At 43.7% G+C, this 19,843-nt stretch carries 17 protein-coding genes and 1 other RNA gene; 1 reads left to right on the top strand and 17 read right to left on the bottom strand.

Features of this window, described 5'->3' with window-relative positions; all coding sequences use genetic code 11:
- Positions 1-262: 262 nt before the first annotated feature.
- Entirely contained in the window at positions 263-721 is a 459-nt protein-coding gene (locus tag VXS03_RS12235) for a DUF721 domain-containing protein (protein ID WP_327764008.1), read from the top strand.
- Between the two features lie 72 nt (positions 722-793).
- On the opposite strand, the gene lpxC is transcribed toward VXS03_RS12235, so the two are convergent.
- From lpxC to rsmI, 17 genes are all read right to left on the bottom strand, one after another.
- Complete coding sequence (gene lpxC / locus VXS03_RS12230) at positions 794-1,711, bottom strand: UDP-3-O-acyl-N-acetylglucosamine deacetylase (RefSeq protein ID WP_327764007.1); 918 nt, start codon at positions 1,709-1,711, stop codon at positions 794-796.
- A 225-nt stretch (positions 1,712-1,936) separates the two neighbouring features.
- Complete coding sequence (ftsZ, locus tag VXS03_RS12225; protein ID WP_327764006.1) at positions 1,937-3,067, bottom strand: cell division protein FtsZ; 1,131 nt, start codon at positions 3,065-3,067, stop codon at positions 1,937-1,939.
- A 32-nt stretch (positions 3,068-3,099) separates the two neighbouring features.
- Positions 3,100-4,356, bottom strand: coding sequence for a cell division protein FtsA (ftsA, locus tag VXS03_RS12220; protein ID WP_327764005.1), 1,257 nt, complete (start codon positions 4,354-4,356; stop codon positions 3,100-3,102).
- Positions 4,357-4,368: 12 nt separating this feature from the next.
- On the bottom strand, positions 4,369-5,154 hold the full coding sequence (locus VXS03_RS12215; RefSeq protein WP_327764004.1) for a cell division protein FtsQ/DivIB: 786 nt from the start codon (positions 5,152-5,154) through the stop codon (positions 4,369-4,371).
- A gap of 273 nt (positions 5,155-5,427) precedes the next feature.
- Complete coding sequence (murC, locus tag VXS03_RS12210) at positions 5,428-6,891, bottom strand: UDP-N-acetylmuramate--L-alanine ligase (RefSeq protein WP_327764003.1); 1,464 nt, start codon at positions 6,889-6,891, stop codon at positions 5,428-5,430.
- A 14-nt stretch (positions 6,892-6,905) separates the two neighbouring features.
- Positions 6,906-7,970 carry an undecaprenyldiphospho-muramoylpentapeptide beta-N-acetylglucosaminyltransferase gene (gene murG / locus VXS03_RS12205; protein ID WP_327764002.1) on the bottom strand — a complete coding sequence of 355 codons (1,065 nt, stop codon included), beginning with the start codon at positions 7,968-7,970 and terminating at the stop codon, positions 6,906-6,908.
- Positions 7,957-9,270, bottom strand: a complete 1,314-nt coding sequence (gene ftsW, locus VXS03_RS12200) for a cell division protein FtsW (protein ID WP_327764001.1) — start codon at positions 9,268-9,270, stop codon at positions 7,957-7,959. The genes murG and ftsW overlap by 14 nt, the downstream gene beginning before the upstream one ends.
- Positions 9,270-10,607 (bottom strand): UDP-N-acetylmuramoyl-L-alanine--D-glutamate ligase, encoded by a 1,338-nt coding sequence (gene murD / locus VXS03_RS12195; protein ID WP_327764000.1) that lies wholly within the window; start codon positions 10,605-10,607, stop codon positions 9,270-9,272. The genes ftsW and murD overlap by 1 nt, the downstream gene beginning before the upstream one ends.
- A 1-nt stretch (position 10,608) precedes the next feature.
- Positions 10,609-11,691 carry a phospho-N-acetylmuramoyl-pentapeptide-transferase gene (gene mraY / locus VXS03_RS12190; RefSeq protein ID WP_327763999.1) on the bottom strand — a complete coding sequence of 361 codons (1,083 nt, stop codon included), beginning with the start codon at positions 11,689-11,691 and terminating at the stop codon, positions 10,609-10,611.
- The gene (murF, locus tag VXS03_RS12185; protein WP_327763997.1) at positions 11,691-13,073 is read right to left on the bottom strand and encodes a UDP-N-acetylmuramoyl-tripeptide--D-alanyl-D-alanine ligase; all 1,383 of its coding nucleotides are present in this window, start codon (positions 13,071-13,073) and stop codon (positions 11,691-11,693) included. Before murF ends, mraY begins: the two co-directional genes overlap by 1 nt.
- On the bottom strand, positions 13,070-14,593 hold the full coding sequence (murE, locus tag VXS03_RS12180) for a UDP-N-acetylmuramoyl-L-alanyl-D-glutamate--2,6-diaminopimelate ligase (RefSeq protein ID WP_327763996.1): 1,524 nt from the start codon (positions 14,591-14,593) through the stop codon (positions 13,070-13,072). Before murE ends, murF begins: the two co-directional genes overlap by 4 nt.
- Before the next feature lie 9 nt (positions 14,594-14,602).
- Positions 14,603-16,345 (bottom strand): penicillin-binding transpeptidase domain-containing protein, encoded by a 1,743-nt coding sequence (locus VXS03_RS12175; protein ID WP_327763995.1) that lies wholly within the window; start codon positions 16,343-16,345, stop codon positions 14,603-14,605.
- 3 nt (positions 16,346-16,348) lie between these two features.
- A complete protein-coding gene (gene ftsL, locus VXS03_RS12170) occupies positions 16,349-16,666 on the bottom strand; it encodes a cell division protein FtsL (RefSeq protein WP_080158320.1) in 318 nt (105 codons plus the stop codon).
- Positions 16,663-17,610, bottom strand: coding sequence for a 16S rRNA (cytosine(1402)-N(4))-methyltransferase RsmH (gene rsmH, locus VXS03_RS12165; RefSeq protein ID WP_327763994.1), 948 nt, complete (start codon positions 17,608-17,610; stop codon positions 16,663-16,665). Before rsmH ends, ftsL begins: the two co-directional genes overlap by 4 nt.
- Positions 17,611-17,624: 14 nt before the next feature.
- Positions 17,625-18,083, bottom strand: coding sequence for a division/cell wall cluster transcriptional repressor MraZ (mraZ, locus tag VXS03_RS12160; protein ID WP_327763993.1), 459 nt, complete (start codon positions 18,081-18,083; stop codon positions 17,625-17,627).
- A 271-nt stretch (positions 18,084-18,354) separates the two neighbouring features.
- An RNA gene (gene rnpB / locus VXS03_RS12155) (RNase P RNA component class A) lies at positions 18,355-18,743 on the bottom strand.
- Between the two features lie 154 nt (positions 18,744-18,897).
- Positions 18,898-19,758: a 16S rRNA (cytidine(1402)-2'-O)-methyltransferase gene (gene rsmI, locus VXS03_RS12150; RefSeq protein WP_327763992.1), complete on the bottom strand. Its 861-nt coding sequence runs from the start codon at positions 19,756-19,758 to the stop codon at positions 18,898-18,900.
- Positions 19,759-19,843 lie beyond the last annotated feature (85 nt).

Genomic DNA, 19,843 nt, shown 5'->3' with positions numbered 1-19,843 from the left:
ATTACTATCCTAGCAAAAAGCATCACGCTCAATGCTAAACTAATACAATTTAATGCCGCTTTAGTACAAAAAATCCAATGCTTGCTGTTGCCAGGCAGACATATCACTCAACATATATTAACCTATATGCCTGATATGATAAGTCATATTAGTGTCATCGCCTATGATAAAAGCCACAGCAAATGTTTTTATCTGTGAAAAATTAAGATCATATTCGCAAAAGTGACATTTTTATTGTGTTGAATATTCAGGAACTAAAATCATGAGAGATCATCGTCCGCAAACCGCAGCACATCTACTTGATAGTGATGGTCTAACATCGATTCAACAACGGGCAGCGGCATTAAGTAAACTTGATAGCGCAGTTAAAGCCCATCTCAATTGTGCCGAACATTGCCGCGTCAGTAATTACCGCCAAGGGATACTGATCATTGAAACTGCATCTGCGGCGTGGTCAATGCGACTTAATTATGAACGTTACCAATTAATAACCAAATTACGTGAAAAACTATTACCTAAATTGCAAGATATTGAAATAAAAGTAAATCCAACTCTTGCAGCAGTCGCTATTCGAAAACAAGACAAAATTCCTGATATTATTCAAAAGCCAATCAGCGATGTCGCCGCCCAGCATTTATTGGCCACCGCTGAAAATGCGCCAAATAAAGTCAAAGCTTGCTTAGAGCGATTAGCTAAGCTGGCTAAAAAGAAAAACAGCTAAATCACAACCAACAGAAACAAAAACGCCGAACATATATGCTCGGCGTTTTTTAATACAAGGCAGTTGCGTGATTTACGCCAATACCATACCTGGTTGAGCAAAAGTGACTGGCACTTCACGCTCATCTTCAAAGGTTGACCACTCATACGCTTCTTGGTCAGCCAATACTGCACGCAGTAGTTGGTTGTTTAGCGCATGACCTGATTTATAAGCGCGCATTTCACCAATGATATTGTGACCACACATGTAAAGGTCACCAATGGCATCCAATACTTTGTGAGTGACAAGTTCATTATCAAAACGCAAGCCATCATCGTTCAGAATACGGTAGTCATCCAGTACAATTGCGTTATCAAAACTACCACCAAGACACAAGTTTTGTGACTGAAGGTATTCGATATCGCGCATGAAACCAAAAGTACGTGCACGGCTTATCTTTTTAACAAAAGACTGGCTTGAAAAATCTAACACTAGACGCTGCTGATCTGAATCAATCGCAGGGTGGTTAAAGTCGATAGCAAAATCGAGACGGAAACCGTTAAAAGGTACGAGTTCCGCCCACTTGTCGCCATCTTCAATGCGAACAGGCTTTTTAATACGTAAAAAACGCTTTGGCGAATTTAGCGTATCAATACCAGCTGATTGAAGCAGGTAAATAAATGGGCTTGCGCTACCATCCATAATAGGAATTTCAGGTGCATCAACTTCGATAATCACATTATCGATACCCATACCGGCTAGTGCAGCATTCAAATGCTCAACAGTTGAAATGCGCACGCCTTGTTCATTCACAAGAGCGGTACATAACATGGTATCGCGCACTGAGTCTGCATTTGCAGGGAAATCCACAGGTGGATTAAGGTCAGTACGGCGATAAATCACGCCAGTATTTGCGGCTGCAGGACGCAGGATAAGCGTCACTTTACGTCCAGAGTGGAGGCCCACACCAGTCGTCTGCACAATGCTTTTAAGTGTACGTTGTCTGATCATCTGCTTTATATCTCAACGGTTAAACAAACTTTTGCTTGCAAACTTATTAGGTGAATAGAAACTATTCTCAACACCGAAATGGTGAATTGAATACTTATCATACCATAACCTAAAAAATATCCAAAATAATTCACTGCGAATACAAAAGAGCATCTTTTGTGGTGAAACAAAAGATGCAACTCTTACTTAGCTAAATTAGCCTACGCAATCAATCTGTTGGCTATTTTAGTCCGCTTGCTTACGCAAGAATGCAGGGATATCTAAGTAGTCATGATCCGCACCCTGAGGTTTAGCTTGTTGAGTTTCAACAGGCTTTTCTTCAGCGATTGCAGCAGGTTTTTCCTGTACAACAGCAGGTGCTGGCTTTGATGACGTTACTAATGTGATATCAGGCTTACACTCTTTACCAATACCTGTAGCTACAACAGTTACACGTAGCTCATCAGTCATATCAGGGTCAAGTGATGTACCGATAACCACAGTTGCGTTATCAGAAGCGAATGCTTTCACTGTGTTACCCACAGTTTCGAATTCGTCTAGACGCATATCCATACCAGCAGTAATGTTAACTAAAACACCACGTGCGCCAGCTAGATCGATATCTTCTAGTAATGGGCTAGAAATTGCCATTTCAGCAGCTTCTTCAGCACGGTCATCACCAGCAGCAACACCACTACCCATCATTGCATGACCCATTTCCGACATTACGGTACGTACGTCCGCAAAGTCGACGTTGATCATGCCAGGGCGAGTGATTAGCTCAGCAATACCTTGAACCGCATTCTTAAGTACGTCGTTTGCTTTCGCAAAGGCATCAAGTAATGTGATACCACGACCAAGTACTTTAAGTAGCTTTTCGTTAGGAATAGTGATTAATGAATCAACATGCTTAGAAAGCTCGTCAATACCTTGCTCTGCAAATGCCATACGCTTCTTACCTTCGAAGCTAAATGGTTTAGTTACAACAGCAACGGTAAGAATACCAAGCTCTTTCGCTACTTCAGCAATGATTGGCGCAGCACCAGTACCGGTACCACCACCCATGCCCGCTGCAATGAAGATCATATCAGAGCCTTCAAGCTCTTTTTTGATTGCTTCACGATCTTCTAACGCTGAATCACGGCCCACTTGTGGGTTTGCACCCGCACCCAAACCTTTAGTGATATCACCACCGATTTGAATAACAGTACTTACGCTTGTTTTACGAAGAGCTTGTGCATCAGTGTTAACACTAATGAACTGCACGCCTTCAATAGACTCACGTACCATGTGATCGACTGCATTACCGCCGCCGCCGCCAACGCCAATGACCTTAATTACAGCTTCATCAGACATTTCCATCATCGGTTCAAACATTTGTTCTCTCCGTTATCCTGTTCGCATCAGGTTTAAAAATTCTTTTCGAACCAACCACTGATTCGTGAAAATAGCCCAGTTACCGAGCGTTTCGGTTCTTGTGCATTTTCATCAAATGATTGACTATCCTTTCCGTAGTGCAGTAATCCTACTGCAGTAGCATAGGGTGGAGCCTGAACATAGTCAGTCAATCCACTCAGATCAAGAGGCTGACCGATACGTACTTGATTACGGAAAACCCGCTCAGCACATTCAGTTAAACCTTCCATTTGCGCAGCGCCCCCGGTAAGGACGATGCCCGCTGCTAGGTGGTGTTTAACACCAGCCTCTCGCAATTGATCTTGTACGGTTAGTAATTTTTGATTTACTAACCCTAGCAATTCACTATATCGAGGCTCTATTACTTCTGCTAGTGTTTGACTTTGCAAGCTTCTAGATGGACGACCACCAACACTCGGTACATCAACCTTAGCATCTTTGCTCACCAATTCACTTAATGCACAACCGTATTTCACTTTAATATCTTCAGCGTCACCCGGTGGTGTACCAAACGCATAAGCAATATCACTAGTCACAACATTACCCGCATAAGGAATTACTTCCGCATGACGTAATGCGCCACCAGACCAAATGGCAAGATCCATTGTACCGCCGCCGATATCGACTACGCATACGCCGAGCTCACGCTCATCTGGGGTCAGTACAGCATGGCTTGCTGCTAATCCTGAGAAAATCAGGTGATCAACACTTAAACCACAACGCTCTACTGCTTTAACGATGTTACGCGCCATGTCGTTATGACAAGTGATCAAGTGAACACTTGCTTCCATACGAACACCTGATAAACCAACAGGGTTTTTAATGCCCTCTTGGTAATCAATCGCAAATTCTTGTGGAATCACGTGCAACGTACGTTGCTCATCGCTTATTTTTACTGATTTCGCCGTATGAATAACATTATCGACGTCATCTTGAGTTACTTCTTTATCAGAAATAGGCACCATGCCTTTTTCTGTTTGGCAACTAATATGTTTACCTGATAGCGATAAACACACGGAACCAATTTGGCAATCAGCCATGAGCTCAGCCTGATCAACAGCACGCTGAACTGACTTCACTACTGACTCAAGGTCATTAACCCCACCCTTATCCATTCCGCGTGATGGGCTGCTACCCACACCAATGACATTAACATTGCCATCGGGTAGGACCTCCCCAACCAAAGCGCAAACTTTGGAAGTGCCGATATCAAGACCAACTATGAGTTTTTTATCTGCAGCCTTAGTCATCAGTGCACGCTCTTATTTTTTATCCGGCGCATGTTTATCATACTCCGGCATTGTTTTCCAACCCACAGCTGCGCCAGTATCATAACGCAAATCTACATAATCAATCGGCTTACCCTGCTTTAATAACTCAGGATAAATCTCGATAAAACGCTTTATACGTTGCATTCGAGCTTCATGCCCCAATTCAAGTCTAATACCGTTTGTTAATACCACGCGCCAAGCACGACGTTCATTAAATGATAATGACGCAATCCCAAAACCCGCTTTTTTCAGTACCGGACGCATTTCACGCAATCCAGCTAAAACTTCTTCACTACTGCCTTTAGGGCCAATCAGATTGGTTAACCCTAATCCTGCTACTTGCAATGCTGGCGCTTTAAAAACAGCCCCTTCACGGTTAACTAAGTACGTTCCGTTCCATTCAGCAACAGGCTGGTTTTCAACCAAAAACACTTTAATTGTATCTGGCCATTGTTTACGTACCGCAGCCTGGGCAACCCAAGGTAATGCCTCAACGGATGCTTGAATACTATTTACATCTTGGGTCATAAAACTACCCAGATGGTGAAGATGTAAAATTGACTGCCTGACATCATCTTTAGTCAGATAATGTAGCTGTCCTTGAATGACTAAATTTGACAACGGTAATCGGTTTGCATCTGTCATCCAGTCTTTGGTAGCACTGACAAGCCAAACCGTAAAACCAATGACAAAGAGAAAAAACGCTAATCCGCCCCAACGCTTCAAACCACGAGGAGAGGATGATATATGCTCTTTATTTACGACTTGTTCAGTCATCGCGTGTCTATTTACCTTACCATTTAAGCCAAACCATTCCATAAAGGTATTTTATGATGGTGCGCTCAGTCAGGTATAACGAGCAAAGTTAAACGATTATACCGAGCAACTCGACCCACTCCAACACTCATAAGGCGTTTTCCGAGCATAACCTGACAATAAATTTATCTATTTGTCGAGAAATAGCAAAAAATAGCGATCACTGGCACTGGAATTACCGTTTTACAGCCAGTGATCGGTATTTATACTGTCAACAAAAGCAAAAAATACCAATTAGGCATCTTGACGCATATTTGAAATATTCAGCTGCAATTCAGCTAATTGGCGCGCTATTTTGCCAACATCACCCGCACCTTGTGTCAGAACCAAATCATCATTTTGGATAATATTGGCCAAAATTGCAGGCAAATGCTCTGCCTGTGGCACAAACACAGGATCAATTTTCGCGCGTGAACGAATAGTACGACACAGTGAACGACTATCAGCGCCAGCAATCGGTGTTTCACCCGCCGCATACACATCCAGCATCACCAATACATCAACTTGTTCTAATACATTGGCAAAATCATCATATAAGTCACGAGTACGGCTATAGCGGTGAGGCTGAAATATCATCACTAAACGCTTATCAGGCCAACCAGCACGAGCAGCTTGAATGGTCACATCGACTTCGCTTGGGTGATGACCATAATCATCCACCAGCATCACGTTACCATTGCCCGTTTCAAACTCACCTAAGTGATCAAAACGACGGCCTGTACCTTCAAACTCAACTAAAGCGCGCATGATAGCATCATCACTGACACCTTCTTCCGTCGCCACAGCAATTGCCGCCGTTGCATTTAATGCGTTGTGTTTTCCGGGAATATTAAGGGTAATATTCAATGCCGGCTTGTCATTACGCAATACCGTAAAATGACCTTGTTGCCCTGTTTGAGTATAGTTAACTAAACGCACATCAGCATCTTCAGCAAAACCATAAGTCAACATTGGACGACCAACACGTGGCAATAATTCACGTACCACTGGATCATCAATACACATTACCGCTAAACCATAAAATGGTAGGTTATGAAGGAAATCAATGAAGGTTTGTTTTAACACTTCAAAGTCACCACCATAAGTATCCATATGATCAGCTTCAATGTTAGTGACAACACACACCATTGGTTGTAAGTGTAAAAACGATGCATCGCTTTCATCCGCTTCAGCGATCAAATAACGGCTACAACCTAAACGCGCATTAGTACCTGCACTTTTAACTAGGCCACCGTTAACAAACGTTGGATCAAGACCCGCTTCCGAATAAATCTGCGTTGTCAGTGCGGTGGTGGTCGTTTTACCATGCGTTCCCGCAATCGCAATACCATGACGGTAACGCATTAACTCAGCTAACATTTCAGCACGACGTACTACCGGAATACGTAACTCTGTTGCTGCTAATAATTCTGGATTTTGTTTGTTGATAGCCGTTGATGCTACCACCACACTTGCGCCAGTGACGTTTTCAGCTGCATGGCCAAAAAAGATCTCAGCACCTTTTGCTGTAAGACGATTTGTTACCGCATTAGGCGCAATATCAGAACCACTGATACGGTAACCTTCGTTAACCAATACTTCTGCGATGCCGCTCATGCCAGCACCACCAATACCAACAAAGTGAATACGTTCGACTCGGCGCATCTCGGGCACCATAGTTCGAATCTTTGCTAATTGCTGGTTATCCAGTTTACTCATCACTTTGTTCCTGTTTAATTCTTTGCTAGTGATTTGATCACATCAGCAACACGTTGGTCTGCGTCAATGATAGCAGCATTACGCGCGGCACAAGCCATGTGTTCAAGCGCAATACGATTTAATAAATTAATTTGTTGGGCTAAGCCATCAACCGTTAATTGCGGTTGTTCAATCATTTTTGCGGCGCCACATGCGACTAAATGTTCAGCATTTAATGCTTGTTGGCGATCTTTGTGCATAAACGGAATGAAAATAGCGCCGACACCAGCGGCCGACAATTCCGATACCGTTAACGCGCCAGAGCGGCAAACAACCAAATCAGCCCAGCCATAAGCGGCAGCAACATCATCAATAAACTCAGTCACTTTATGGGGTGTTTGGCAATGCTTCACATAAGCTTCTTGTGTTGATTGTTGGCTACCTTTACCCGCTTGATGCCAAATGGTGACGTTATCCCCTAGAATCCCTGCCACTTCAGGCATGGTCTGGTTTAAAATACGTGCCCCTTGACTGCCGCCCATCACCAATACACGAATTGGCCCTGTGCGTTCAGCAAAGCGTTGTTTAGGTGCAGGCAATAATGTCACATCTTCACGAACGGGATTACCAACCACTGGCTTATCTTTAAAAGCACCAGGAAAAGCCTGCAGCACTTTAGTCGCAATTTTAGCCAACCACTGATTGGTTAGCCCTGCCACTGCATTTTGCTCATGCAATACCACTGGAATACCCAATGACCATGCAGCGACACCGCCAGGGCCACTAACATAGCCTCCCATGCCAAGTACCACATCCGGTTGCCATGCTTTAATATATTTACGTGCTTGAATAATCGCTTTAATAATTTTAAATGGCGCCCCTAATAACGATAAAATACCGCTACCACGTAAGCCTTTTACTTTAATAAAATCGATATCAATACCGTGTTTCGGCACTAAATCCGCTTCCATACGATCCGCGGTACCCAACCAGCGAATTTCCCATCCTTGTTGCTGCAATCGACGTGCAACTGCTAGCCCAGGAAAGACGTGACCGCCAGTACCACCCGCCATCACCAATAAACGTTTATTCTTTGTCATTAGAATGCTTTTTATCTTGTTCTAGTTGTAAATTATCAGCAGTTGCAAGCACTTGAGAATCTAAAGAAACTTGTTCAACTGCTACTTCCATATTATCTAGTGCCTCATCGTCAATCTCTGCTGGTTGCTCTGATGCAAATTTAGCAGCGACCCGCTGTTCAAAATCAATTCGAATCAAAATCGCCACCGCAGCAGCCATGATAAAGAGACTTGAACCACCATAACTGATCAGGGGCAAGGTTAAGCCTTTGGTCGGCACGATACCCGCAGCGGCACCAACGTTAACCAAGGTTTGAAACGCAAACCAAATACCAAAGCCAAACGCCAAATAACCACCAAATAAAAGCCCGCTTTCTAGACATTTACGTCCAATAGCAATCGCTTTAAACACTAATGCAAACAATAATGTTAAAACAACGATTACTCCAGCTAAGCCTAATTCTTCGGCTAAAACAGCAAATACAAAGTCAGTATGTGCTTCTGGTAAGTAAGCCAGTTTTTGAATCGAGTTACCCAGTCCTTGTCCAAACCACTCACCACGGCCAAATGCCATTAATGACTGCGTTAGCTGATAACCACTACCATAAGGATCTTGCCATGGATTTAAAAATGAGGTTACCCGTCGCATACGGTAAGGTTCAAAGGCAATCAGCATCGCAATGCCGACTAAGGCCGTTGCTAGCATGACTAAGAATTGCCATAACCGCGCCCCCGCAATAAATAGCATTCCAATAGTACCGACAAACATTACCACGAACGAACCCAAGTCAGGCTGTTGTAGCAACAGAAAGCCCATAATACCTAGTACGACTAATGGCTTAGCAAAACCGATAAAAGTGCCACGGACTTGGTTATACTGACGAACTAAATAGCCCGCAAGAAACACAAAAAGGGACAGTTTCGCGACTTCCGCCGGTTGCAAGTTAAATACCCCTAATGGAATCCAACGTGCAGCACCGTTAACTGAGTGACCAATAGCCAATACTACAATCAATAAAAATATTGAAATCAATAGCATTGGTACGCTGTACTTTTCCCATTTGGCTAATGGAATTCGCATAACAAATGCAGCGATCACTATCGAACAAACTAAAAAGAAGCCGTGACGAAGAGCGAAAAAGAAGGGTACACCAGTAAGACGAGTGGCGACAGGAATGGATGCTGACGTTACCATTACTAACCCTGTCATCATCAGGGCTATTGCTATCCACACCAATTGGCGGTCATACAGAATCGGTTTGGCTGGTTTTAAAAACCAGCCAGAGACTACCGATAATCCGTTACGGGCCATTTTAAACATTACATTTTTCCTGAGATTGAATCTTGTAGCCGAATGGCTTGTTCAACGAAAGCATCACCACGTGCCATAAAGTTGGCAAATTGATCCCAACTGGCGCACGCCGGTGATAATAAAACCATATCGCCAGCTTGTACGGTAGCTGCTGCGCGATCCATTGCTTCACTCATGGTGTCGACATTTATTGCATTTTCAACTAAATCACTAAATAAATGTCCATCACGACCAAAACAATAAAGTTGTACATTTAAGTCAGCCAGAATCGGTTTAAGTTCACTGAAATCAGCACCTTTACCGTCACCACCCATTAATAAATGCAATTTACCTGCCAGTTGCAAGCCGGTTAATGCTGCAACAGTACTCGCAAGGTTGGTTGCCTTTGAATCATTAACCCATTTAACACCGTGACAATTTACGGCTAACTGACACCGATGAGCTAATCCAGTATAACTGCGCATAGTCTGGCAAGCAGCTGCGCGATCAATACCGACCGCATCGGCTAATGCTAATGCTGCTAAGCAGTTAGCCACATTATGACGACCAACAAGTGCAATTTCACTCACAGCCATTAATGGCTCACCCGCAATCGCTAACCACTCAACGCCATCAACAGTAACCAGTCCATAATCAGCATTATCAAAACCAAAGCTGGTCATACTACCGTTAAAGTCAGGTTTAGTAGCAAGATCGTCACGGTTATACACCGCCAATTTAGCATGATCAAAAATACGCATTTTGGCATTGTTATAATCAGCTAAACCACCCGGATAACGATCCATATGATCTTCCGACAGATTGAGATACACCGCAGCATCAACAACCAAGGATGACGTGGTTTCTAACTGAAAACTGGATAATTCAAGCACGTAAAGATCGTGATTTTGAGCCAACATATCTAAAGCCGCAAAACCGATATTGCCACCAACGCCGACATTAATGCCTGCTTGTTTTGCCATTTCACCGACTAAACTGGTAACCGTACTTTTACCATTAGATCCTGTAATAGCGACCACGGGTTTATTCACTGCACGTGCAAATAATTCAATATCACCCACAATTTCAATATTTGATTGTGCTGCTAACAATAACTCCGGCGTTGCTAATGCAATTCCTGGACTAGCAACAATTAAATCAGCATCAAGTAGCCATTGCAGATTCCATTGACCCGCGCACATCTCAACTCCCGCAGGGAGTTGTTCTTGGCCTGGCGGATTATCACGGGTATCAATTACTTTAATATCCAGCAATTGTGGTAATCGTACTAAATGATTCACCACCGATAGACCTGTCATACCAAGTCCAATCACAACAACCTTGTTAATACCTACCAAGCCATTCATGTTAACGCACCTTCAATGTAGCTAATGCAATCAATACCAGCATCAACGTAATGATCCAGAAACGGACAATAACCCGTGGTTCCGGCCAACCTTTTAATTCATAATGGTGGTGAATCGGCGCCATACGGAAAATACGTTGTCCGCGTAATTTAAATGAGCCGACTTGTAAAATTACCGATACGGTTTCCATCACGAACACACCGCCCATGATCACCAATAAGAACTCTTGACGAACTAATACCGCAATCGTACCTAATGCACCACCTAGCGCTAATGAGCCAACATCGCCCATAAATACTTGGGCTGGGTAGGTGTTGAACCATAAAAAGCCCAACCCCGCACCAACAATAGCAGTACAAAGAATAACTAACTCGCCCGCATTACTTAAATAAGGAATATGTAAGTATTCTGCATAGTTGTAGTTACCCGTAGCCCATGCAATAAAGGCAAAACCAGCCGCAACCATTACCGTTGGCATAATAGCTAAGCCATCAAGGCCATCAGTTAAGTTAACCGCATTACTGGTACCAACAATAACAAAATACGTCAGAACGATGTAAGACAGCCCTAGTTGTGGCATCACATCTTTAAAGAAAGGCACCACTAATTGGGTTGCTGCGGTATCTTTGCCGTAAGCATAAAGCACAAAAGCCACCACAAGTGCGATGGCTGATTGCCAAAAATATTTCCAACGCGCAATTAAGCCATCGGTATTTTTACGTACAACTTTGCGGTAATCATCAACAAAACCAACCGCGCCATAACCCAACATCACAGCCAATACAGCCCATACATAAGGATTACTAAGATCACACCACAATAATACGGTTAACGTAATGGCAGCCAAAATCATCAGTCCGCCCATGGTTGGTGTACCACGTTTACTAAAATGCGACTCTGGGCCATCGTTACGCACAATTTGACCAATTTGCAGCATCTGCAAACGAGCGATCATGCGAGGGCCTAACCATAATGAGAATAGTAACGCCGTTAAAATACTCATTATGGCGCGGAACGTCAGGTATTCAAACAGACGGAAAAAGGGGATTGAGGACTGAAAGTGGTCAGCTAACCAGTAAATCATTATTTATCTTCCTGCAATGCAATAATAACATCTTCCATTCGAGAGCTACGCGCGCCTTTGGCAAGCACAGTCACTTGAGGAGTATGAGATTGGCTAATTTGTTGGTGTAATTGTTGTTTAAGTTCGTCGATCAACGCGGCTTTATCACTAAAGTGCTGACCGTTATTCAGTTCACTGACCACAGCACTGGCACGACCAAAGGTCATTACGCCATCAAACTGTTTATCACGTGCATATTCACCTACTTCACGGTGTAAGCTTTCGCTTTCTTCACCAAGTTCGGCCATATCACCCAAAATAAAGTAACGCTTACCGCTGAAACCGTGTAGCACATCGATTGCCGCTTTTACAGAAGCAACACTGGCATTATAGGTATCATCAATTATGCGTAATCCAGACGGCAATGTGGTGATAGCTAAGCGGCCTTTAACATTAACAACACGCTCTAATCCTTGTTTTACATCAGCAAGTGTCGCACCTAATGCCATCGTCAATGCGGCGGCTGCCAGTGCATTGCTAACATTGTGAGTACCCGCTAACGTTAAACTAATATCAATCGCGCCCATGGGGGTTTGCATTGTAAAACAAGCCAGTCCTTGAGAGTTAACTTTTATATTTGCAGCAAAATAGTCAGCATTGGCTTGTGTCGCCGAGAAGTTGCTCACGCTGTGGTTTGCCAGTGATGGTTGCCACATTGCTAACTGATTAGAATCAAGGTTAATGACCGCCTGCCCTTGCGCCATCAATCCTTCAAAAATCTCACCTTTTGCTTTAGCAACACCAGCTAATGAACCGAAACCTTCAAGGTGAGCGGCTGCAAGATTATTGATTAATGCAACATTCGGTTTAACTAAAGCGGTGGTGTAAGCAATTTCACCAAGATGATTAGCACCAAGCTCAATCACGGCATAGTTATCCGCTGGAGTTAAACGCAATAATGTTAATGGCACACCAATATCATTATTAAAATTACCAGCAGTGGCTAACACTTGACCTTTAGTCGCTAAAATCGCAGCTGCCATTTCTTTAACGGTGGTTTTGCCACAACTGCCTGTTAGTGCTAGTGTTTTCAAACCATGTTCAGTGGTCATTTTAGCTTTGAGCCATGCGCCTAATTGGCCAAGTGCTTGATGAGTATCAGCAACAACCAATTGTGGAATATCGATAGCTAATGGCTTACTGACTAATAATGCTTTTGCTCCATTTTCAACGGCATTTTGACAAAAATCATGGCCGTCAAAACGCTCGCCAATTAAAGCAATAAAAAGGGTATTATTATCAATAGTACGAGTATCTGTTGATACTGCTGCAATCTCAGTATCCGCGCCAATAAGTTCAGCATTGAGTACTGACTGTAAATAACTTAGTTGAACCTTTATCATGCCTGTTCTCTAAATAGTGCGGCCACAGTTTCGCGGTCTGAATAGTGGATCGTGCGATCAGCTAAAATTTGATAATCTTCATGGCCTTTTCCTGCCACTAAAATAATATCATTTACAGCTGCTTGCTCAATGGCATAAGCACATGCTTGAGCGCGATCATGAATAACCGTTGCTGTCGTAACAGCCGTCAGTCCAGCCTGCATATCCAACATAATTTGCTGTGGATCTTCACTACGTGGATTATCATCAACAAGAATAATACGATCAGCATATTGTTCTGCAATCGCAGCCATCATTGGGCGTTTGCCCGTATCACGATCACCACCACAACCAAATAAACACCACAATTGACCTTCGCAATGTACTCGTAGAGCTTGTAGAGCTTTTTCTAGCGCATCTGGCGTATGAGCATAATCAACCACCATCATCGCTTTATCGCCAAGCGGTGATTGAAACACTTCCATTCGCCCAATAACCGCTTGTAAACGCGGAGCTACGGCTAATAATTCAGGCAGTGAATGGCCACTAACTAACAATGTCGCCAATGCCAATAATAAATTGGTCGCATTAAATGAGCCGACTAATGGCGCAGTAAATGTGCCATTACCCCAGCTAGACTCAAAGCTAATGGTGACACCTTTAGTGCTAAAATCGACGGCAGTTGCCCATAATTTTGATCCAGCATGGAATGCTACAGCTTCAGCATTCATCGCAACGGCAACCGCTTGTGGTAAATCGGCAAGCCATTGTTGACCGACTACATCATCAGCATTGATAACCGCAACACCACTGTCATGTTCGGTAAATAAACTTTTTTTCGCTGCAGCGTAATGTGCCATATCACCATGATAATCAAGATGATCTCGACTAAGATTGGTAAAGATACTTGCCACAAAATGCAGCGCGCTAACACGCCCCTGCACTAAGCCATGTGACGACACTTCCATCGCCGCAAAATTAGCGCCTTGCGCGACCAATTCAGCTAATGTCTGCTGAATTTCAATTGCACTGCCGGTTGTATTGGCAGCTGGACGCAAGTCGGTTAATAGCCCATTACCCGTCGTACCCATGACTCCAGCACGATAACCAACTAAGTCAGCCCACTGTGCTAATAATTGGCTAATGGTGGTTTTACCGTTGGTGCCAGTAACCGCATAAAGCTTAAGTTTACTGTTTGGTTCTGCGTAAAAACGTCCAGCAATCGCGGACAATTTATGACTCAAATCGTCTAAATAGATAATGATGATGCCATTTTGAAATAGAACCTCACCATCAGCAGCAACGCCATCAGCTTCAGCAACAATTGCACTTGCACCAGCGGCAATCGCATTATCAATAAAGCGACGTCCATCAACCGCATGTCCCTTGACTGCAGCAAATAAACACCCCACAGTGACTTGACGACTATCCAATGTCATTGCGGTTAATGCCAACTGTAAATATTCAGTTGGTACTTTCGCGGCTGTTAGCCAAGGCGCTAACACCGCGCCTAATTGTACTTCCTGTTTAACCAATGCCATGAATCACACTCATTTATCTATTTTTAGCGTATCTGCATCTGGCGGCACGTTTAGAATTTGCAATGCGCCACCAAGTACTTTTGATAAAATTGGCGCAGCAACCGCACCGCCATAGAATTTATCGCCTTTAGGTTCGTTCACCATCACTACAATCGCTAGCCGTGGATGACTAATAGGCGCCACGCCGACGGTATAAGAGAAGTAGTCATTACCATAGCCACCAGCAATTGCTTTTTTCGCAGTACCCGTTTTAACACCAACACGGTAGCCAGGAATTGCTGCTCGCCAACCACCACCACCGCCTGCTTTATCGGTTACAGATTCAATCATTAACAGAATTTTCTTGGCAATTTTAGGATCAAGCACTTGCTCTCCCGGTACCACTTTTTCTGTTTTTAAAATGGATAATGGACGTTTAATACCATAAGCGCCGAGCGTAGTGTAAGCATGCAATAACTGAATCGGCGTTAATGAAATACCATAACCATACGCTAAAGTGGCACGGCCAATGTCAGACCAACGATAACGATTTGGAAAGTGGCCCGTTGTTTCGCCAATCAAGTTGATCCCTGATGGCTCATCAAAACCGACTTTACGGTAAGTATCTAAAATATCTTCCACTGGCATCGCTAGCGATAGTTTACTCACACCGATGTTACTCGATTTTTGTAAAATACGTTGGACGGTCGCTAGTGGTTCAATACGTGATACGTCAGTGATCACTTTGCTACCAACACGAAAGTGCTTACTCTGCGGAATATTAATCAGCGTATGTTCGTTCACAACCCCATTCTTAAGGGCGGTATATACCACAAATGGCTTCACCGTTGAGCCAGGCTCAAAAGTATCAGTGATCACGCGGTTACGCATTTTATACGGCTGACGATCATTGCGATCATTAGGGTTAAATGACGGCGCATTGACCATTGCCAAAATCTCACCAGTACGCACATCTGAAATCGCAATACTGACCGAAGTGGCTGGAATATCCATCACCCCTTCTTTGGCTGCGCGGTAAGCAATCGCCTGAATACGCTGATCAATACTCAGCTCTAGCGGTTTACCTGGTTGGCGACTTTGCTGGGAAATATTTTCGACAACTCGACCATAGCGATCTTTACGCACAGTACGGCGCCCCGGCTCACCCGTTAACCAACCATCATAGGTTTTTTCGATACCATCAAGTCCATGACCATCAATACCAGTAAAACCAATTAATTGTGCACTTACTTCACCTGATGGATAAAAACGACGCGATTCTGCTTTTAAACCAATACCAGGTAATTTAAGTTTTTTAACGTAATTTGCCATGGGTGGGCTAACTTGACGTGCAAGATAGATAAAACGACGGGTCTTATTCTTTTCTAAGCGACGTAGTAATTTGGCGCGATCAAGATCAAGTACATCGGCAAGTGCGTTCCAACGGTTGGTTTCACTTAAACCACCGTGTTTGAAAATTTCGACGGGATTGGCAAAGACGGCTTGTACGGGCACACTTACGGCAAGTTGCTCACCATTACGATCGGAGATAATACCGCGTGCAGAAGGCATTAATTGAACCCGTAATGAACGTGCATCACCCTCTTGAATAAGACGACCAGGCTCAAGAACTTGAATGTAGGCAGCACGTGCAATTAAGCCAAAGAAACCTAATAGAATAAAGCCACAGACAACGATAAAACGCCATTTTAGAAATGGCGTACTCTTAGGACTAACCTGAGTCTTTTTATTTGAACGGTTAAATAATTTCATCTTTTAATGTATAACAATTTCATTATCGACAGATGGACGTTGCATTTTGAGCTCAGTTTCAGCTAATCGTTCAATGCGACTGTGTTCTGCAAGTGAATTTTCTTCAAGTATTTGATTTCGCCATTCAACATCATAGGTTTCACGTTGCATTAATAGCTTTTCTTGCTGAGCAATTAATTGACGAGACTCATGAGTAATATAGACAACAGACAAGGCAGAAATGAGGATAGTGAAGGCGAGAATCAACGGCACCAACCCGACCGTGACGAGGTCTCGTCCGATCAGGCTAGCCAGATTCATTGAAGATTCTGTTGTTTTCATAGACGCTCGGCCAAACGTAGCACTGAACTACGAGCGCGAGTGTTATAACCAAGTTCATTTTGTGAAGGTTTAATCGCCTTACCGATAGGTTTCATGTCCGCACAACCCAGTGCTTTAATTTGATCTTCGGTTAATGGTAAGCCAGCAGGTACATCAGGACCTTTACTTTGCTTACGAATAAAGCGTTTTACCATGCGATCTTCCAAAGAATGGAAACTGATCACAGATAGACGACCACCAGTCGCAAGAGTATTCATTGCGCCATGTAACGCAGTATCAATCTCTTCTAATTCACTGTTAATGTAAATACGAATCGCTTGGAAACTACGAGTTGCAGGGTGCTTATGCTTATCTCTAAACGGTGACACTTCAGCAATTAAGCTAGCAAGTTCACGAGTACGAGTTAACGGCTCTTTTTCAGGGTTCTCACGGTGTTCAACGATACCGCGAGCGATACGTTTAGCGAAACGTTCTTCACCAAATTCTTTTAGTACCCATGCAATATCATCAGCATCGGCTTCTGCTAGCCATTCAGCCGCAGACATACCTGATGTTGGGTCCATACGCATATCCAATGGGCCGTCACGCATGAAACTAAAACCACGTTCAGCATCATCAAGTTGCGGTGATGAAACGCCTAAATCAAGCAATACACCATCAACACGACCAATAAGATCACGCTCTTGCATGTATTTTTCCATGCCAGAAAATGGGCCATGAATAATTTCAAAGCGTGGATCATCAATTTTTTGCGCTTCAGCAATTGCTTGAGGATCACGATCGATACTGTAAAGGCGACCATTGTCACCTAGTTTTGAAAGAATTAAACGGCTATGACCGCCGCGACCGAAAGTACCATCTATATAGATACCGTCGGGTTTAATCGCTAACCCGTCTACTGATTCATTAAGTAAAACGGAAACGTGCTCAAATTGCTCAGACATAAATATAATTTCAGCTAAAGTGAAAGCTCACTAAGGCGCGGGGAACATTCCGGCGCATCCTCAGCCTGAAGGTCGATATCATGTTCAATTTGCTGTTGCCATAAAGGCGCGGACCAGATTTCAAATTTATTTAACTGGCCGACGACCACTATTTTATTCGCTAACTGAGCGTATTGTCTTAACGTCGGTGGAATTAATATCCGTCCCTGCGCATCTAGTTCACATTCGCTAGCATGACCAAGCAACAATCGTTGTAATCGGCGCTCTGCGGGGTGAAGGCTAGATAGACGTACTAATTTAGCTTCAATTCGTTCCCATTCATCGATGGGATATAGCAACAAGCAACAAAACTGGTGATCGATAGTACATACAAAGTGTCCCTGACATTGTTCAATTAATGCAGCGCGGTAACGCTTAGGCATTGCCCAGCGACCTTTATCATCAAGCACAATGTTAGTGGCACCTCTTAACATTTGGGGATCTCGGTTAAATTACACGATAAAAAGAGTACGTTAATCACTCACTTTAGCAGAATAACAACAAAGATAATGAGACAACACCACTTTTCCCCACAAATTCCCACACAAAGTGTACGTATGAGACAAAAACGATGTCAAGCAATTGGCAGTAATTCAGACACACTTCTAACAGTGGTCGAGTAAACCTGATTGCGAAATGTAATTTTGGCGGAAAATAAAACGAAAAAAAGGTGGTGCTTGTAATCAAACACCACCTTCTCTAAATGTAGGGAGTCGGTCGATAAGCCGGGTTTTGTTCCGCTTTCGCGGCGGCAATCATTCGTCTAGGTCTGCAATCGCTCACAGACTCAAGCAACCTACCCGTCCCCAACGCGGGCCGCGCCATTAGGGACCTATTTGGTCTTGCTCCGGGTGGAGTTTACCTTGCCACAAACTATTACTAGCCGCGCGGTGCGCTCTTACCGCACCCTTTCACCCTTACCTGTGCACCATTGCAAGCAATGGGCCATCGGCGGTTTACTCTCTGCTGCACTTGTCGTAGGCTTGCGCCCCCCAGACGTTATCTGGCACCCTGCCCTATGGAGCCCGGACTTTCCTCCCCTTCATTGATTTCCCGAAGGTTACCAACGAAGCAGCGATTACCTGACCAACTCCGACGCGAATTGTATAAGACAACGCTCACAGTTACCAGTGAAAAAATCACCAAAATTACAGCTTGAACAAAAAACCAACGGCTGATTTTTAATTCGTAGATAAAATCCACGCCATGATCACACTGTGAGCAAAATTAAGCCTGCCCATAGAAGGCTTATTCTAGGTTTTCAAGGCCCCACTTATACAATGCATTTTTCTTCGCACCATGTATTTCAGCGGCCAAAGCTGCTGCTTTTTTAAGTGGCAGCTCTTTTGCAAGCAAGGTCAGTGTACGCAATACCTCAGCTGATAATTCATCTTTCTGTGCACGATGTCCTGCAACTAAAACCACCATCTCACCACGAACACGATTACTGTCTTCTGCAATCCAATCAATCAACTCGCCAAGAGGTGCGCCATGGATAGTTTCATAAGTTTTTGTTAACTCACGCGCTAATACTACTTGGCGATCAGGGCCAAGCACGGCTAACATATCACTTAGGGAATCATTAATACGATGCGGCGATTCATAAAAGATCAATGTTCGTGCATCATCAGCTAATGCTTGAAAACAATCGCGGCGACCTTTGCTTTTTGGAGGAAGAAAACCTTCAAAGCTAAAACGGTCAGAAGGTAAACCAGAACCACTCAAGGCTGTAATTACAGCACATGGACCCGGTAATGGCACAACTTTAACACCCGCATGACGACAGCGATTAACAAGATGATACCCTGGATCACTGATCAGCGGCGTACCAGCATCGGACACAAGCGCTATGCTAGTACCTGCCTGAAGTTTCTCAATCAAAAAGTCAGCTTTTTGCTGTTCATTATGATCGTGAAGCGCAAAGGTGCGGGTCGAGATAGAGAAATGGGACAACAATCGCGATGTATGACGTGTATCTTCAGCAGCAATTAAATCTACGTTTGCTAATACGTCTAATGCGCGCTGCGTTATATCAGCAAGATTACCGATAGGTGTTGGTACGATGTACAAAGTTGCGACATCTACCATGCCTGAATTGCTCTCACTCATTTGTCTAAGATCTCATCTGCAATTAATATCAAGAGTAATTTGTCACAGTTGAATAAATTCAATGCCCAATTTTACCCATAAGCGT

The sequence above is a fragment of the Photobacterium sp. S4TG1 genome, assembly GCF_036040035.1.
Lineage (GTDB): Bacteria > Pseudomonadota > Gammaproteobacteria > Enterobacterales > Vibrionaceae > Photobacterium.
The sequence above is the reverse complement of the archived record's forward strand: the minus strand, read 5'-3'. Positions and strand labels throughout refer to the sequence as shown.

Excerpts from the sequence above, each read along its gene's own strand:
- VXS03_RS12235 (WP_327764008.1), top strand. The coding sequence starts at position 263 with ATGAGAGATCATCGTCCGCAAACCGCAGCACATCTACTTGATAGTGAT.
- lpxC (WP_327764007.1), bottom strand. The coding sequence starts at position 1,711 with ATGATCAGACAACGTACACTTAAAAGCATTGTGCAGACGACTGGTGTG.
- ftsZ (WP_327764006.1), bottom strand. The coding sequence starts at position 3,067 with ATGTTTGAACCGATGATGGAAATGTCTGATGAAGCTGTAATTAAGGTC.
- ftsA (WP_327764005.1), bottom strand. The coding sequence starts at position 4,356 with ATGACTAAGGCTGCAGATAAAAAACTCATAGTTGGTCTTGATATCGGC.
- VXS03_RS12215 (WP_327764004.1), bottom strand. The coding sequence starts at position 5,154 with ATGACTGAACAAGTCGTAAATAAAGAGCATATATCATCCTCTCCTCGT.
- murC (WP_327764003.1), bottom strand. The coding sequence starts at position 6,891 with ATGAGTAAACTGGATAACCAGCAATTAGCAAAGATTCGAACTATGGTG.
- murG (WP_327764002.1), bottom strand. The coding sequence starts at position 7,970 with ATGACAAAGAATAAACGTTTATTGGTGATGGCGGGTGGTACTGGCGGT.
- ftsW (WP_327764001.1), bottom strand. The coding sequence starts at position 9,270 with ATGTTTAAAATGGCCCGTAACGGATTATCGGTAGTCTCTGGCTGGTTT.
- murD (WP_327764000.1), bottom strand. The coding sequence starts at position 10,607 with ATGAATGGCTTGGTAGGTATTAACAAGGTTGTTGTGATTGGACTTGGT.
- mraY (WP_327763999.1), bottom strand. The coding sequence starts at position 11,691 with ATGATTTACTGGTTAGCTGACCACTTTCAGTCCTCAATCCCCTTTTTC.
- murF (WP_327763997.1), bottom strand. The coding sequence starts at position 13,073 with ATGATAAAGGTTCAACTAAGTTATTTACAGTCAGTACTCAATGCTGAA.
- murE (WP_327763996.1), bottom strand. The coding sequence starts at position 14,593 with ATGGCATTGGTTAAACAGGAAGTACAATTAGGCGCGGTGTTAGCGCCT.
- VXS03_RS12175 (WP_327763995.1), bottom strand. The coding sequence starts at position 16,345 with ATGAAATTATTTAACCGTTCAAATAAAAAGACTCAGGTTAGTCCTAAG.
- ftsL (WP_080158320.1), bottom strand. The coding sequence starts at position 16,666 with ATGAAAACAACAGAATCTTCAATGAATCTGGCTAGCCTGATCGGACGA.
- rsmH (WP_327763994.1), bottom strand. The coding sequence starts at position 17,610 with ATGTCTGAGCAATTTGAGCACGTTTCCGTTTTACTTAATGAATCAGTA.
- mraZ (WP_327763993.1), bottom strand. The coding sequence starts at position 18,083 with ATGTTAAGAGGTGCCACTAACATTGTGCTTGATGATAAAGGTCGCTGG.
- rsmI (WP_327763992.1), bottom strand. The coding sequence starts at position 19,758 with ATGAGTGAGAGCAATTCAGGCATGGTAGATGTCGCAACTTTGTACATC.